Annotated in this window: 11 protein-coding genes and 1 pseudogene; 5 read left to right on the forward strand and 7 right to left on the reverse strand. The window is 68.9% G+C overall.

The genetic code is table 11. The features are described from left to right. Positions 1-18: 18 nt before the first annotated feature. Entirely contained in the window at positions 19-372 is a 354-nt protein-coding gene (locus tag OG520_RS04070) for a hypothetical protein (protein ID WP_399329870.1), read from the forward strand. A 397-nt stretch (positions 373-769) separates the two neighbouring features. On the opposite strand, the gene OG520_RS04075 is transcribed toward OG520_RS04070, so the two are convergent. Both OG520_RS04075 and OG520_RS04080 read right to left on the reverse strand, forming a co-directional pair. Beyond that, entirely contained in the window at positions 770-1687 is a 918-nt protein-coding gene (locus tag OG520_RS04075) for a JmjC domain-containing protein (protein ID WP_406012203.1), read from the reverse strand. A gap of 17 nt (positions 1688-1704) precedes the next feature. After that, positions 1705-2235, reverse strand: coding sequence for a nucleoside 2-deoxyribosyltransferase domain-containing protein (locus OG520_RS04080; protein WP_406012204.1), 531 nt, complete (start codon positions 2233-2235; stop codon positions 1705-1707). A gap of 1073 nt (positions 2236-3308) precedes the next feature. On the opposite strand from OG520_RS04080, the gene OG520_RS04085 reads away from it, so the two are divergent. The 3 genes from OG520_RS04085 to OG520_RS04095 all read left to right on the forward strand — a co-directional run bounded on the left by OG520_RS04085 (position 3309) and on the right by OG520_RS04095 (position 7552). Then, positions 3309-4358: an LLM class flavin-dependent oxidoreductase gene (locus OG520_RS04085; RefSeq protein WP_406012205.1), complete on the forward strand. Its 1050-nt coding sequence runs from the start codon at positions 3309-3311 to the stop codon at positions 4356-4358. A gap of 15 nt (positions 4359-4373) precedes the next feature. Further along, entirely contained in the window at positions 4374-5687 is a 1314-nt protein-coding gene (locus OG520_RS04090; RefSeq protein WP_406012206.1) for an NtaA/DmoA family FMN-dependent monooxygenase, read from the forward strand. Positions 5688-6355: 668 nt separating this feature from the next. Then, positions 6356-7552 (forward strand): IS110 family transposase, encoded by a 1197-nt coding sequence (locus tag OG520_RS04095; RefSeq protein WP_406011714.1) that lies wholly within the window; start codon positions 6356-6358, stop codon positions 7550-7552. An 8-nt stretch (positions 7553-7560) separates the two neighbouring features. Here OG520_RS04095 and OG520_RS04100 read toward each other — a convergent pair whose 3' ends face one another. The 4 genes from OG520_RS04100 to OG520_RS04115 form a co-directional block, all read right to left on the reverse strand. Then, positions 7561-7896, reverse strand: coding sequence for a transposase (locus OG520_RS04100; protein ID WP_406012207.1), 336 nt, complete (start codon positions 7894-7896; stop codon positions 7561-7563). 1 nt (position 7897) lies between these two features. Continuing rightward, positions 7898-9919, reverse strand: coding sequence for a D-glycero-beta-D-manno-heptose 1-phosphate adenylyltransferase (gene rfaE2, locus OG520_RS04105; RefSeq protein WP_406012208.1), 2022 nt, complete (start codon positions 9917-9919; stop codon positions 7898-7900). Between the two features lie 332 nt (positions 9920-10251). Further along, complete coding sequence (locus OG520_RS04110) at positions 10252-10425, reverse strand: hypothetical protein (RefSeq protein WP_406012209.1); 174 nt, start codon at positions 10423-10425, stop codon at positions 10252-10254. Between the two features lie 37 nt (positions 10426-10462). Continuing rightward, complete coding sequence (locus tag OG520_RS04115; protein WP_406012210.1) at positions 10463-11812, reverse strand: phenylacetate--CoA ligase family protein; 1350 nt, start codon at positions 11810-11812, stop codon at positions 10463-10465. Positions 11813-12581: 769 nt separating this feature from the next. On the opposite strand from OG520_RS04115, the pseudogene OG520_RS04120 reads away from it, so the two are divergent. After that, positions 12582-12743, forward strand: a pseudogene (locus OG520_RS04120) (ISAzo13 family transposase); the annotation flags it as partial. Positions 12744-12834: 91 nt separating this feature from the next. Here OG520_RS04120 and OG520_RS04125 read toward each other — a convergent pair. Next, the gene (locus OG520_RS04125) at positions 12835-16536 is read right to left on the reverse strand and encodes a S8 family serine peptidase (protein WP_406012211.1); all 3702 of its coding nucleotides are present in this window, start codon (positions 16534-16536) and stop codon (positions 12835-12837) included. Between the last annotated feature and the right edge of the window lie 84 nt (positions 16537-16620).

Below are 16620 nucleotides of genomic sequence, written 5' to 3' on the forward strand. Positions count from 1 at the left end.
AAAGCGAAGGTTCGCACTATGGAAGAAGCCGAGCGCACTACTTTCACCGCTCGCTACAGCGCGGTGGTCGCGGCCGCCTGGTCGGACCCCGGCAAGGAGCGGATGCTGTCCTCCGACCCTGGGGCCCTGCTCGCCGAACACGGAATCAGCGTGCCGATGGGCACCGTCATCGAGGTCGTCCGCGATCAGCCCGCGACGTCCGACGTTCTGGAATCCCAGATCCGGGCCTGGGAGGAGATTCCCGACCGCGGCACACTCAGGCTGCTGGTCCCGCACCCGGAGCGATTCGAGGCGATCGACCTCACGGAGGAGGAACTGGACTCCCTCGTCGCCGGTCTCGGCCACCCCGCCCTGTCCGACGTTCCGCGCTGAACGCCCGTCGGTCCCTGGCGCGGCATCTGCTGATGCCGCGGCCGGAAGAGCCCGGTTGCCGTGGTGGAACCGTGTGGCCGTCACTGTCGAACCCCAGGAAACCGAAACCCCAGGAAATGCAGAGGAGAAAGACCGTGAACGAGGAAGACGAGACCTACGCCGCCGATCTCTCGGATGACGAGCTCCAGGCCCTCGTGGCAGGTATCAAAGGGTTGACCGTCACGAACGACGAATAGGCACCGCCGTCCGGCACCCACGGCGGCCGACGGGCAGGACGCAGATCGTCCGCCGGCCGCCGAACCGCATTTCGGCGGCGCCACCGGCAGACGACAGAACGGTCGTGCCGTCATCGGCACGACCGTTCCCCAAAACCCCGCCTTCGCGAATGTTCAGCTTCTCAGCCGTCGAGCAAGGCGGCCAGCGCCGCGAGCGAGGGCGCCGCTGTCGTGTCCGTCCCCGGGCCGTCCGGAGCACCGAACTCGACCGCCGCGCACAACTCCTCCGGTGTCAGCGCACCCAGCCGGTCCCGATAGTGGTCGAGCAGCTCGGCCGCGGTCTTGCGCAGTCCTGCCTCGTCCACCGGACAAGGCGGAAGGGACAGTTCGGTGTCGAGGTACCGGACCAGCATGGCCCGTAGCGCTTCGGTGCCGGGCCGGCGAACCGTCAGCGACAGGTGCACGGACAGACCGCCGCTCTGACCGACGGCCGAGTGCGGTGCTCCTCGCGGGATGTAGAGCACCTGCCCCGGCTCCACCGTGGTCTCCAGCACCGCTGGCCCCGGGTGCGGCGCATATCCGGCATCCCACTCACCACTCGCCGGGACGCTGTGCACCTGCCACCGCTTGCTGCCGTTCAGCTGCACGACGAAGACGTCCGCATCGTCACGATGCGGACTCAGCCCTTGTTCCCCCGGCGGCGTGACGAAGACGAACGCCTCGACCGGACGGCCCAGTTCGGCGCTGAGGCGGCCGGAGAGCGCCGCCGCCCCCGGATGCCAGTGCTCGATGTTCCGCATCAGCAGGGTGGCTCCCGAGGAGACCCTCCTCAGTACCTTGTCCGGGTCGGCGTAACCGGGGAACTCGTGTTCACCGACACTTCGCACCGTAGTGAAGTCACCCAATTCCAGGTTCCGTCCGCTGCGGACCAGTTCCAGATAGGGTCTGCGGAGCAGGCCGCCGGTCAGCGCTGTGTCCAGGTCGGCCAGCGTGACCAGCTGTGCGGGAGGCGCGCTCGGGCGCAGCACACGAGCCTCACGTCGCCACGCGGTCCCGAGGAACAGCTCAGGGTCGCCCACCAATGAGCGGAGAGTTTCCATCCAGTGATCACTTTCTCTTACGAAGCGCTTCGAAGCGGATGGGTCTTGGCGCCCAGCGCCTCAACCGCGGTGCCCACGGTGGAGAGGAGATCGCTGTGGACCGGCAGCCCCGGCCGCGCACAGCGCAGCTGTGCCACCACGTCCGAGCGGCGCCGGTAACCGTTCTCGACGCCCACCGCGATCGCCCGCCCGGCGGCCGCCGCCGCTCCCAACTCGTAAAGCGCGATGGGCTGTTCGGGCCGCGCCGCGTTTCCGCTCGGAAACCAGAAGAGCACCAGGTCCGCCAGCGCCAAGTGCCGATACTCCCAGGCCACCATGGACTCGTTGAAGCCTGACGAGCCGGCGATGACCCGACGCGGGCTGAGGAGGGCCAGCGAGCACCGGTTGGCGCTGCTGCCAAACCAGATCTGCTTGAAGGCGGTTATCGCCTCATATCGCCAGTCGGGGCAGTTGTGCATTCCGCCGGCGAGGAAGACCTTCGTTTCCTCGGCCCGGGGCACGTATTCCTGCATGGACTCGATGACTCGCACCTGTGCGGTCTTCATCATGCGCCGCTCTCTGCTGGTGACGGGACGAGAGGAATTCAGGAGTGGATGCACCTGGTACGTTCCGGGGCCTCCGCGACCTCCAGACGCTGAACCACGGAGTTGCGCTTGCCACCCGCGGTGAGCACGAACCTGCCCTGCGACCGATGACGGGGCAGAAACCCTGACGAGGCCCGAAGCGCTCGCCAAGATCGCTCTTGCGGGTCAGCGGATGGCCGCTCGGCCCCACTTGCTCCCGGCCGCGCAGAGCGCGGTGCCGCGGCACCCGTTGCGGGGCGGTGGCCACCAGTCGACCCGATCGCCCGGCCCTCCTGGCCTGGTCGCGCCGGGCCGGACTCCCAATCTCCCGTGAGAATGAAGTATCGCGTGTCATCCGCTCACGCACCTGTTCAAATTCGCCCGCGAGGTCACTCAGCAGATTCAGCAGGGCCCTTCACATGGGACTGGTCGTGTACCCGCGGCACTCGCCGCCGGGCACACGACCAGGAACGTGAGGTCAGATCCGCTCCAGCCCGCCCGAAAGGGCTTCCAGCTCCTCGTCGTTGACCTCGGGGCTGGGCTCCTCCGAAGCGGTTTCCGGCGCAATCTTCTGAGTGTCGCTCATGTCTCTTCTCCTAGTGGTGTTGACAGTCTGAAGTTCTGTCAGAAGTCCTCAAGGAATACCTTTCGGACTCCCGGAAAATCACTTCTCTCGGGTGAGATGAGTCGAACTTAGAGACACCCTGAAGTGGTCGACAAGCCCTTTCCGACAGTTACTCCGTTGCATGCATGACCGCGGCTCCAACGCTTCATCGATCCGTGTCACCATCACATGCACTTCTGGCACGTCGGCCGGTCGTACTGAAACCGGTACCACGCCGGCGTGGTGCGGCACGTTGTTCGCTGTCGGCCCGGACCCGCCCCTCACCCCGGCACCGATCCGTGCAACCGCCCCGGCCAACTCGGACAGAGGCGCTGCCGTTCTCCCGGAAAGCCCGGCCGTCCGTTCCTCCCGGCTTAGGCTGCGGGCCCTGCGACAGTCCGATCGACGGGACTGCTCATCAGCCCGCAACCAGCTCTTCGAGAGGAGCGCCCAGATGTTCCTCGGTATGGCCATCGACGCAGCCGGCTGCCACCCGGAGTCCCGGTGGTATTCGCCCGTCGATCCGCTGAGCCCCGGGCACTATTCACAACTTGTACAGGAAGCCGAACGGGGTTGCTTCGACTTCGTGACGCTGGACGACTCCATGGCGCTCCCGGACGGACCTTCCGCCGCCGATGGGCTTCCGGACGCGGTGACCGTGCTTGCCGGGGTCGCTCCGCTGACCACCACCATCGGCCTGGTGCCCACGGTGACGACCACGCACTGCGAGCCCGTGCACGTGTCCAGGGCACTGGCCACGCTCGACCACATCAGCCAGGGCCGCGCCGGTTGGCGCCGACGAATGGTCACTGCGGAGGCCGAAGCCGCGCACTTCGGGCCCGAGCCACCCGTCGGCCTGAATGAACTGCGCGCAGAGGAAGCCGAGTTCACCGAAGTGGTCACCAAGCTCTGGGACAGCTGGGAGGACGGTGCGGAGATCAGAGAGGTGGCGGCCGGGCGCTTCCTCGACCGGTCCAAGCTCCACCACATCGACCATGCCGGACGACACTTCCGCATCAAGGGCCCGTCGAACGTACCGCGACCGCCGCAGGGCCACCCTGTCCTCGCGGTCGACCTCGATCCGCGGAGATACCGGGTCACCGCTCACGACGCCGACATGGTGTTCGTCGATGTCCGTGATGCGCTGGAGGCGCGAGCACGAGTGGAAGCACGCACCAGGGTCATCGGCGAGCTGGAGATACTGTTCGACGGTGACCACGGCGTGTCCAGCTGGGACTGCCGTACCGGCGAAGCCGCGTCGCGCCGCTTCAGGTTCGCTGGATCACCGATCGAACTCGCTGATCTGCTGGGCGACATGTGGGGTTCCGGGAATGTCGACGGATTCCACCTCCGCCCCGCGTTCCTGCCTGCCACGCTGTCCCGGTTCGTCGCGGAGGTCGTCCCGATCCTGCGCCGGCGGTCCTTGCTCCGCCCTCCTCAGGGAACCTCACTGCGCGAGCGGCTCGGCCTGCCCGAGAAGGCCCCGAACGTGTTCCCGGTCTGAAAGGTGGCCCCCTCGATGAGCAAGCCCGTCAAACAGATGCACCTCGCCGCACTCTTTCCCGTCAACCACCTGACCGTCTGGCGCGATCCGCGCGCCGGGAGTCAGGTTGAGTTCGCTTCCTACTCTCACCTGGCCCGCACCGCGGAGCGGGGCAAGTTCGATGTCTTCCTCCTCGCCGACTTCCCGCGACTGGTGGAGCACCGCGCCGAGATCTCCGATGTCGGCGTCGCCGGCCAGCTGGACCAGATCACAGTGCTGTCGGCGTTGGCATCCGTGACGAACCGGATAGGGCTGGCCGCCACCGTCAACGCCACCTTCAACGAGCCCTTCGACGCGGCCCGCAGGCTGGCCACCCTGGACCACCTATCCGGCGGCAGATGCGGCTGGAACGTCGTGACCACCCCTGACGCCTGGACGGGCGAGAACTTCCGCCGCGGCGGCTATCTGCCGCACGCCGACCGCTACCTTCGGGCAGCGGAGTTCGTCGATGTCGCCAGGATCCTGTGGGGCAGTTGGGGATCGCACGGAGCCACCCGGTTCCACCACGAAGGGGCGCACTTCCGCGTCGACGGACGGTTCACCGTACCGACCAGCCCTCAGGTGTACCCACTGACCATCCAGGCAGGGGACTCGGAGCAGGGCCGGGAGTTCGCGGCCGCGACAGCAGAAATGATCTACAGCCGCCGTCTGGGCCTGGCCGGCCAGGCCTTCTACTCGGACGTCAAGCGCAGACTGGCCCGCTACGGTCGTGCCCCGGAGCACGTGAAGATTATGCCCGGGGTGTCGTTCATCCTCGGCGACACCGATGAGGATGCCAGGGAGAACGCCGAACTCATGCAACGGCAGGCAGTGAGCCCGCAGCTCGCGATCTGGTACCTGGAACGCACCTGGGGACGCGACCTGTCGGCCTACGACCCTGACGGACCGCTGCCTGATGTCGACCCCGATCCCGAGGCGGCACCTCCCGACTGGCCGGGGCTGGCCGACGGCGCGGTGCGCTTGCGCCGGGTGCAGAAGTGGCGGGCCTTCGCCGCCGAGCAGAACCTCGGCATCCGGGAGCTCGTGATGAAGCTGACAGCAGGCAGGCCCTTCATCGGCACACCCGCTCGCGTGGCGGAGCAGATGAACGACTACGTCCAGTCGGACGGTGCCGACGGATTCGTGGTGGTGCCCCGATTCGCCCCCGGCGGACTGGACGACTTCGTCGACCAAGTGGTACCCGAACTCCAGAACCGTGGCGTCTTCCGCACCGAGTACACGGACCACACCCTGCGCGGACACTTCGGGCTTCCAGCGCCCTCCGAGCACCTGCAGAAGGCGCTCCGCTGAACGGCCGCCGGAGTCGGCTCTGTTCGGACCGGGGCAGCGAAGCCGTGATCCGAGCCGGGCGGCACCTCCGGCCAACTACGTGCCGCTCCCCCACGTGCCACTCTCGACCCAGCAACTGAAGCCGCGGCAGACGGTGTCGTCGTCAGGCCGGTTCATGCTGCTGTGGCCGCTGTCGGCCCGTACCAGGGAGCATGAGCAACCGTACGGCGCGGACCACCCGGATTTTCGTGGAACAGCCGCCGCACGGTCGAATCGGATTTTCGTGGAACAGCCGCCGCACGGTCGAATCGATCAACACCGGCCTGCCGTCGACCGCCACGTCCACCAGACGTCGCTGGTAGCGGCTGTGCACACGGCGCGAGGCCGTCCCGAAGCCGGGACACGGCAGACTCCGTTGGGAAATCCGCAAACCGACTGCCTTGATCAGGGGTTCAGGCGGCTCTACCTTCTTGATCGGGTTGATCGAGCCATTCGTAGGGTTGGGTCACCCAGGGGTGCTGGGTGTGGCTATCAGGCGGCTGCCGTCTCGTGGCTGAACTCGCTTCGCCGCCCGGCACCCCACGACGACTCGGCCGCCGATTAGGAAGTGCGAACAAGTCGCTGCGTAGAGCAATGCCGGCGAGGTCGTCCGTGGCACGAGCTGAACGAACACTGACGTCAGGAGCGCGATGAGCCGGATATGGGCGGGGATCGACAGCGGCAAGGGCCACCATCACGGCCTGGCCCTGGACGCCGACGGCAAGACCCTGCTGTCGCGGCGGGTGGCCAACGACGAGCCCGAGTTGCTGAAGCTGATCGGCGACGTCCTGGACCTGGCCGACGGCCGCGAGGTCACCTGGGCCATCGACATGACCGGCGGAGAACCCGCGCTGCTGCTGGCCCTGCTGGTCAGCCACGGCCAGGAGGTCCTCTACATGCCCGGCCGCCTGGTCAACCGGGCCTCCGACGGCTACCGCGGCGAAGGCAAAACCGACGCCCGCGACGCCTACGTCATCGCTGACCAGGCCAGGATGCGCCGCGACCTGCGGCTCATCCGCCCCGGCGACGAAGCCGCCATCGAACTCAAACTGCTGACCGGACGCCGGGCCGATCTGGTCGAGGACCGCACCCGCTCGGTCAACCGCCTGCGCGGCACCCTGCTGAGCATGTTCCCGGCCCTGGAACGGGCTCTGGACGTGACCAACACCGGCCCGCTCAAGCTGCTGACGGGGTACCAGACCCCGGCTGCCATCCGACGGACCGGCGTCACACGGCTGACGAAGTGGCTGGCCAACCGCAAGGTCCGCAACGCGAGAACCCTCGCCGAAACAGCCGTTGAGGTCGCCGAGCGCCAGCACACCGCCATCCCGGGGGAGAAGACCATCGCCAAGCTGGTCCACACCCTGGCCGAGGAGGTGATGGACCTCAACGAGCAGATCGCCGAGATGGACAAGCTCATCGAGGGCCGGTTTCGCGAGCACGAGCTCGCCGACATAGTCCAGAGTGTCCCAGGCATCGGCGCGACCCTCGGTGCCGAGTTTCTCGCCGCCGTCGGTGGCAGCCTGGACGAGTTCGACTCCCCGGACGCTCTGGCAGCCTTCGCCGGCGTCGCTCCCGCACCGCGCGACTCGGGCAAGGTCAGCGGCAACCTCCACCGGCCGGTCGTCTATCACCGAAGGCTCCAACGGGTCTTCTACACCTCCGCGCTCGTGAGCGTTCGTTGCGACCCGAACTCCCGGAAGTTCTACGACCGCAAACGCGCCGAGGGGAAGAAGCACGTCCAAGCCGTGCTCGCCCTCGCCCGTCGGCGCGTCAACGTCATCTGGGCCCTGATCCGTGACCGACGGTGCTACGAGGTCGCACCCCCGGTGACTACAGCCGCTTGACAACAGCATTAGGAAGCGAGTTCGAGGCGGGCCAGGTGTGAGGTTCTGGTCTCGCCGAGCGGGGTGCCGGTGATCCAGGCGTCGAGTCGGATGATGTTGATCGCGGTGGCGGCGAGGATGTGGCCGAGGTGGGTCTTGGGCAGGCCGGTGTAGCGGGTCCGGCGGATGCGGGTGCGCCACGCTGCCTGGGAGATGGTGCCTTCCACCCCGGCCCGGGTGGTGCAGCGCCGCTGCCACTCGTCGGTGAGCTGCTCACGGCGCCGGACCTCCAGGGCTTCCTGCTGGTCCTGGGGCAGCAGGATCAGGCTGTGGCCCCACTGGCCGTTCGCGGCCTTGAACGTCACGTCACTTGTCGCCGATGCCCAGCAATATCTTGTCGACCATCCGGGTGGTCGACCGCCCGTCGACATAGGGAAGGATCACTGTCCGGCCGCCCCAGCCGTCGACCAGGGCCGCCTCGGGCACGTCGTCCACCCTGTAGTCGCCGCCCTTGACGTAGATATCGGGCCTGATCCGACGCAGCGCCTCCTCCGGCGTGGACTCCGCGAAGACCACCACCCCGTCCACGGAGGCCAGCGAACCCAGGACCGCTGCCCGGTCCCCGACCGTGACGATCGGGCGCTGCGGTCCCTTCAGCCGACGGACGGAGTCGTCGTCGTTGAGGCACACCACCAGGCAGTCGCCCAGCAGGCGGGCGTTCTCGAGAAGTGCGATGTGACCGGCGTGCAGCAGATCGAAGCAGCCGCCAGTCGCCACCACGGTGCCGCCGGCGGCGCGCACTCGGGCGACCACCTCCAGCGGGTCGGCGCGTTCGGTGCCCGGTTCCTCTGCCGCCGTACCCGCCATCCAGCTGGTCGCGCCGCCAGCCGCTACGAACTCCTCGGCGGCCCGGACGGCGCCGGTGACCGCCTCCGAGAGCAGCGCGCCGCCCGCGAGCAGCGCGGTGGCCGACGCGGCGAAACAGTCACCGGCACCGCAAGTGTCCGCCGCGACGATGTGCCGCCCGGGAACGGCGAGGGGGGAGGACTTCGCCGTGTCCAGCAGGAGGGCGCCGTCGGCCCCCCGTGTGACGGCGACGCCGGCGGCCTTCCAGATGTCGATGAGCTGCCGACCGCGCTCAATGTCCGACCGCAGGTCCGTGCCTGCGCTCCCGGGCGCGAAGCCGGTCGCCTCCTTGCGGTTCGGGGTGACCAGCCGGGCACCGGGGACTGGCCGGGCCCCGCGCGGGTGCGGGTCCCAGACCATAGGCGTCGCAGTAGCGGCGGCAGCGAGGGCCGCCCGGACGGAGGCGTCCTCGGTGAGCCCGCGCCCGTAGTCCGAGACCAGGACGGCGCTCGCGCCGACCACCAGCGCGTGTTCATCGTCGGTGAGGGCGCGGCGCAGTCCGGACACAGCCTCGGGGGCTTGGGTGAACATCAGCACCGTTCGGCCGTCGGCACGGACTCGGCTCTTCACCGGTGTCGGCCCGGCGAGCCCGAGGTCGATCACCCGGATACCGTCGTCTCGTAGCAGCCCGCCGAGATCCCGGCCTTCCCGGTCGTCGGACAACGCCGTCACCAGGGTGACCGGCCGTGCGCTGCGAGCGGCGAGCACCGCGGCGAGCCCGGCACCGCCAGGCCGCGAACAGACCTCGACGCGGTCGACGACGACAACTGGCGCTTCTGGGGAGACTCTGTCCACCATGCCCAGCAGGTCCCGGTCCAGGAGCGCGTCACCAACCACAACCAGCCCGCCTGGTGCTGTGGGCGTGGCCGCCGCGGGGGTCACCGGCGGGCAGACGCCGAGCGCGATGTCGACACTGGCACAGAGGATGTGCACAGCCACCAGGTGGCATTCCTGGGCGGTCGCAGTGGGACCGTCCGCGCAGACCGCCTCGTCGGCGAGTTCGGTGAGCGGGTTCGGCGCCGTGCCGGTGAGTGCCCAGACCGTCAGGCCCCTCTCGTGGGCCGCCTCAGCCGCTCGCAGGACGTTTCTGCTACGGCCGGATGTCGACAACAGCAGCAGGATGTCCCCGGGTCGACCGTGGGCCCGAACCTGGCGAGCGAAGACTTCGTCGTACCCGTAGTCGTTGCCGATGGCCGTGACTGCCGAGGTCTCGGCGTGCAGGGCGATCGCCGACAGCGGCTGACGGTCGTCCCGGAGTCGTCCGACCAGCTCCGAGGTGAGGTGCTGGGCCTCTGCCGCCGAACCGCCGTTGCCGGCCGCCAGCAGGCGCCCGCCACGCTGGAGCCGCGTGGCCAACTCGCGGCCCCAGGCCTGCAGCCGCTCGACCTCCAGCACGGCGAGCGCCTGCTGGAGGTGCTCGATGTGGTCGGTGCCGTTGGCGAGCGGCTTCGGATGCTGCGGGATACTGCTCGCGCCTATCACGAGGAATCTCCTGGTTGTCTGGACGGCGACTGGTCGGGACGGGCCGACTCAAGGCCGGTGTGGCGAGTGGTGTCAATCGTCGTCAGCAGGGGGGCCGGTCCGGGGTGTCGCGCGTGGCGGCCACAACCTCATCGCGCGGTTCTCAGCCAGGATGTTCCCAACTGGGCGACGCCCGGCCGCGCCTGCCTCCACCGCGGCGGGGCTTTGATGAAATGCCGGCACCTACACCTCGAGGCTGCCTGCGGCCCATGCCCCCTGAAACCCGTTGTGCGCCTCCGCAACGGGGTTGTCGTGAAGGCGCTGCGTCAGGTGGCCGTCCTCGGCCGGCACGTTCAGTCCGAGGAGCGAGTTCCGCCGCCGTGCCGGTGGTGGTTGAAGGCGGTTGTCGCGTCGAAGCGCCAGTCGGGACAGTTGCGCATTCCGCCGGCGAGGAAGGCCTTCGTCTCCTCGGCCCGGAATGCGTATTCCTGCATGGACTCGATGACTCGCACCTGCGCGGTCTTCACATGCGCCGCTCTCTGCTGGTGACGGGACGAGGGGAATTCAGGAGTGGATGTACCTGGTACGTTCCGGGGCCTCCGCGACCTCCAGACGCTGAACCACGGGGTTGCGCTTGCCACCCGCGGTGAGCACGAACCTGCCCTCCGGCCGGTGGCGGAGGCGGAAACCCTGACTAGGCCCGAAGTGCTCGCCAAGCCGCGAGTTCACGGACCGCACCGTCGCCACCGCGGAGGCCGAGGCACCCTCCGTGACGAGGTCGAGCAGACCGGGTTCGTGCTGCACCACCTGGAAATCCGGCAGTCCGGCGGCACAGAGCGCAGCCAGCAGCGCATACGGTGAGTAGGCCGCCCCATCGACCCCCACCAGGCTGCTCCCGGACCGGCCGAGCAGACCATCGGTCACCGTCCCCGGGAGTCCGCAGTCACAGGTGGTGGGCCGGGGCGCCAGATCGCCCGTTACGTAGCGGATCACCGGCATGGGAGTGGAGAGCAGCTGGGTGAGGACGATCTCGCCCACCGCGTCGTCCCCCGCCGGGGTGATCTCCGGCAGGACGAAGTCGTCCTGGAAGTGCATCCGTCCGTTGCGGCACTCCCAGGCCGCGTAGCCGGTTTCCGAAGTGGCGTAGAGCATCGTCACCTGGCAGTCGAAGGTCTCCTCGACCAGGCGGCGACCGCTGTCGGGCATGTGCTCGTAGGTGGCGATGACGCCCTGCGGCCGAAGCCGGGTGCCGCGTTCGGCACAGTAGCGGGCCAAAGCGATCACCCGGCTCGACGAACCGGTGACCAGGTCGACCGGGAATCGGCCCACCACGGCCTCGTAGTCGGCGACGATCCCGGGTGAATCGGGGTCGAAGCCGCCGAGGTTGCACTTGACATAGGGGCGCGGCAGCATCATCGGCTCGAGCAGCGGCGTGCCCCCGAAGAGCAGTCCTACGTTGAGGGCCGTACCGCTTTCCGGGAGGCCGAGGTAGGCGCTGAAGCGCTCCCGGATCACGCTGTTCGACAGACCACCGGTCTCCGCGGTGGAGAGCAGGGCGACCGGCTGGCCGGTGCTGCCGCTGGTCTGGGTGAGGAAGAAGCGACCAGGCTCCATCAGGCCGGTCGCATCACGGCTGATGGAGTCGACGAAGTGATCGCGGAGATCGCTCTTGCGGGTCAGCGGAAAGTCGCTCAGCCCCACCTGCTCCCGGCCGCGCAGTGCGCGGTACCGCGGCACCCGTTCCTGGGCGGTGGCCAGCAGCCGGCCCAGTCGCTCGGCCCCCCTGTCCTGGTCGTACCGGGCCAGCTCCTCTATCTCCTGGCGCTCCTCCCGGAACCAGGAGGATGACGTCTTGCGTGCCATCCGCTCACGCATCTGTTGGAAGTCGTAAGCGAGGTCACTCGGCAGATTCAACACAGCCCTCCACATGGATTCATGGCACAGCCCTCGGGTGGAGCTGGTCGTGTGACTTCGGCACACGACCAGGGACGTGAAATCACATCAGTTCGCGGCCACCCGAGAAAGCCTCCAGCGCCTCATCACCGACACCCGGCAGCCGACTCGTCGGACACGGTCACCGGGGTGACCTGTTGGGTTTCACTCGTGAAGTGCCAGGTGAGTTCCCGGTAGATACCCGATGGGACATTCCGCGAATTCGTCTTTCGGTGAGACGATCCGAACCTAGGCCGCCCGGGAAGCGTCTACAAGATCCTTCCCGCACTTGCTCCGGAGCGTGCAGAACAACGGGAGAATCGTGTCATCGATTCATGTCACGGATATCGGATTCCGTCGACGCCGCCGTCATCGCCCAGGCCGCCCAAGGACACAACGCCCAGGCGTAGAACGACACCAGCCCGTCACTCCGCAGACCCCACCCTCCTGGCACCCCCAGCCCGTTCACTCGCACGACTAGGGCCTGTCCGGCGGATCAGGGTCGGACAGGGCGCGGCGTCTGGTGCGGTGCATCGCAAGGCGCCGGAGCGTCCTGATAGCGGAGCTGTCCGGGCGTTTCGGCAACGCCGCGAGGTGCCGTGCCAGACGCCGCGCCCCGGCCATGATCCGCCGGACAGGCCCTAAGGGCTGTCGCAAGCCGCGGAACGCCTGGATTCGCTGTCAAACGCCTAAGGGTTTGCAGGGAGACAAGGCGTTGCTTCCCGCCTTGAGGCTCATTTGTGGTAGGCGCATTCCCAACGAGACTCGTGATCAACTCACTGTGGAGTTCACAGTGTTGCTCCCGCATCTGGACGAACGGCAGCGGCAGTTGTTGATGGCTGCGAAGGCCCGGGTGCTGGGACGCGGCGGTGTCCGGGCCGTGGCGCAGGCCGCTGCGGTCAGTGAGACGACGTGGCCGAATACCACGTGTGGCCCGCCCATGTCACCGTCGCTGGGTGGACGCGCATGCCGGGGCGCCTGCGGTGCAGGCGCCCCGGCATCGGTCAGCGGCGGATCTGGTAGGCGCGGGTCACCATCTGCTCGATGGTGTTGCCATCGGCATCGGTGGCCTGCACGCGCAGCGACACGAAGCCCGCGTTCGCGGGGTTGCCGATCGTGCCGTTGAGGCCACCGTCGAGGCGGACCTGCCGCCAGTTGGTGCCGTCGTCGTACGAGGCCCACAGCTTCGCCCCGGCAAGCTTCAGACCGTTCAGGCCCTTGGGGTAGCGCACGCCCAGTCCGATGCGGGTGGTGGAGTGCGGCCGGGCGCTGTTGGCCTGGTCGACGTCGAGTCGGTAGTCGACCGACAGGACGGGGAGCAGGGTCAGTCCTTCCTTCCCCTCGGAGTGGAAGCGCCAGTCGGTACGCACCTTGGTGGAGGTCGTCCAGCCGGGGGCGTCCCGCTGCACGTCGGTGACCACGCGGTATTCAGCGCGCTGTGCCGTCATCGGGAAGGCGACCGGCGCCGAACGGATGCTGCCGAGGAGCTGGCCGTCCCGGTAGACGGTGGACAGTGCCTTGTCGCTGCCGGCTTCGGCGGAGAAGGACTGGTCCGGCGCGGTGTCGAGCAGACCGCCCGACGCCACCACACCGACGTCGCCCTGCCGGACGGCCGAGTTGGACTGTGCGTCCGGCAGCGCGGTGCGGACCACGGCCTTGTTCCAGTCGCGGTGCACGCGCTGTCCGGCCTTGAGCGTCGAGGTGTTCGTCAGCTTCCAGGAGCCGTCCGACGTCCACACGGGACCTGCCTTCACCGCTTCCCAGGTGGGCACGTTCGCGGAGACGTACTCGGTCCGGGAGCGCGGCAGGACCACCCGGTCGAAGCCGAAGTACGCCGTCGGCTGCATCGGCGAGCGCGTCAGCCGGGCGTATCCGCCCTCGGTGGCCGGCGTCGAGGCGTGGAACGAGGCGTCCACGGTGGCCAGTTCCTCGTCGCGTACCCGGTAGCGCTGGTCGGCGGGGATGCCACCCTTGCGGTACTTCAGCAGCTCGTAGGAGTACGGGCTCACCGCCGTACCGGAGATCCTGATCCTGGCGTTGTCCAGGGCCGCCAGCTCCTCGCCCTGGGTACCGGAGAGGGTCATCGCCGGGATCTTGGTGGCCGTCGGGCCCCAGTTGCCTGCGAGCCAGTTCTCGGGGATGTCGTTGTAGATGAGGATGGCGAGCGCACCGGCGCTCGCGGCGTCGTCGACCTGCTCTCCCACCGTGCGCTCGGCGCTCCGCTTCACCAGGGCGAGCTTGCCCCGGACGCCCTCGCCGGCCTTCGCCACGCGCAGGACGCGGGTGCCGTCGATACGTGCGGAGCCCGTCCAGCCCTCCAGGTAGGCCGCGTCCAGGGTCCGGTTGCCGTGCCCGACGAGGCGGGCGTCGAGTGCGGGTGCGCCGAGCGACCAGCCGACGCGCGATTCGAAGCGCTCGTTCGCGGTCTGCGACGGGATGGAGTACACGGCCGTCTCGCCGTCCAGCCACGTCTCGCGGTCGTGGATGAGGTCACCGTCCACGGCCTGGAAGTTCAGACCGATGCGGGCGTGGTTGGTCTCCGTCGGCCGGGAGGTGGTCATGGTGACCGGGCCGGCCTTGGCGCCGTCCAGGGTGAACGTACGATCGGAGTCGATCATCGTGCCCGGCTGGGCGGCGTAGGTGTACTCCTCCAGCCGGCTCCAGTCGGAGGTGTAGTGGAAGATCTCCGAGATGAAGGCGTGCTCGCCGCGCGGTACCCGCACCACGACGGTCCCGTCCGCTGCGACCGGGTACGTCTCGGGCAGTTCGTGGCGGCCCAGCTGCCAGGCGGTGACCGCGGCGATGCCGCTCGTCGGCTTGCCGTCGCGGTCGAGCACCTTCAGCGTGACGTCGAAGCGCTGTACGTCCCGGCCGAAGCCGACCGCCGTCACTGCCGCCGTCCGTCCGTCGGCGGAAACCGCGGTGACGTGCGCGCCGTGGGATCCGGTCGTCACGCCGGCGGTGTTGAGGGTGAGGTCGACCTCGGCGGTGCCGTGCGCCGGCACGGTCACCGAGTCGGCTCCCAGGCTGAGCACTCCGGCCGGCAGTTCCTCTCCCGCGTTCTCGACCTTCAGGGCGAGGGTGACCGGCTGGTCGCCGTCGTTGACGTACTCGATCTTCTTCCCGACCGGGGCGGTGGCGTCCCAGTCCCGCAGTCCGAAGTCGGCCGTGCCGCTGGCCGATACGGGCTGCCGGAGTGCGCGTGCCACGTCCACGCGGCCGGCGCCCTGGGCGTAGACGGAGGTGGCGGCGGTGGTCTTGGCCGTACTGATCAGCTGGCTCTTCAAACGGGCCGGCGTCCAGTCGGGGTGGCGCTGCGCGAGGATCGCGGCGGCGCCGGCCACGTGCGGCGTGGCCATGGAGGTGCCACTCGCGGTGGTGTACGAGCCGTCCACCGGTGTGCCCATCGTCGTGCCGGCGGCGCGGGCGGCGACGATCCGCGAGCCCGGCGCGGTGATCTCCGGCTTGAGCCCGCCGTTACCGCCTCGTGGGCCCCGGCTGGAGAAGTCGGTGACCGCGTCGGTGGAGTCCACGGCGCCGACCGTCAGGGCCGCGTCGGCGGCTCCGGGTGAGCCGACGGATGTCGCCGCGGGGCCGCTGTTGCCCGCCGCGATGGTGAACAACACGCCGGTCTGCGCCGTCAGTTCGTTGACCGCCACCGACATGGGGTCGGTGCCGTCGGCGCCTTCCCCGCCGCCCAGGCTCATGGAGATGACCTTCGCCCCCGAGTGCGCGGCCCAGTCCATCCCTTCGATGATCGAGGATTCCGAGCCGGTGCCGCCGTCGTCGAGCACCTTGCCCACGATCAGTCCGGCGCCCGGTGCCACGCCCCGGTACTTCCCGCCGGAGGCGGCTCCGCTTCCCAGGATGGTGGAGGCGACGTGGGTGCCGTGGCCATGGCCGTCGCGCGCCGTCTCGCCGGGGACGAAGCTGCGGCTTTCCACGATGCGGTCGGCGAGGTCGGGGTGGGTGGCGTCGACACCGGTGTCCAGCACCGCGACCTTCACGCCGGTGCCGTCGAAACCGTCCTTCCACGCCTCCGGGGCGCCGATCTGCGGGACGCTTTTGTCGAGGAGCGCCTTGACCTGCCCGTCCAGCCAGAGGCGCTGGACGCCGGCCGAGAGACGGGCCTTGGGGGTACCTGCGCGGGCGCTGTCGTCGTCGATGGCCTCCCAGAACGTGGCGCCCTTGCGCTTGTCGGCGCTGACGGCGGCTCCGCGTACGCCGGGGAGTTTCCGTGTGAGGCGGGCTCCGCCGGGTGCGGTGTCCTTGGCGCCGGACGCGTAGCGCACGATCATCGGGGTCGACGCGTGGTGGGCATCGTCGTACCCCTGGGCGATGAGCTGGGTGACGTTGAACAGCCGGCCGTCCACCTGACCGTTGTGCACCAGCGCTTCGACGTCGCGCGGAATCACGTACACATCGGTGCCGACGGTGTACGTCCGCAGCTCGGCCGCACTGCGGTGGTACGGGGTGATGTTGACGGCGAGGGTCTTGCCCGCCCTCGTGGCCACCGTCACCTGGTCTCCGGTGACGAGGGTGACCTTCGCGGTGCGGACTTCTGCCAGGGACGGGGTGGTTACCGCGTCCTTCCCGGTCTTCGGCGCGGGGGTGGCACCGTACACCAGGCCGCCGCCGGCCACGGTGGTGGCCATGGTGGTCGCCAAGGTGAAGCTGAGCAGTGCGGCTCTTCGCCTGAAACGCATGCTGAACGCTCTCCTTCCGCCGGCAGGGAGGGTTCCGCGACCGGCGGGTCAAGCCTCGACAGGGAGGGGCACCGACGCTACGGC

The organism is Streptomyces sp. NBC_00984, from assembly GCF_045162475.1.
GTDB lineage: Bacteria > Actinomycetota > Actinomycetes > Streptomycetales > Streptomycetaceae > Streptomyces.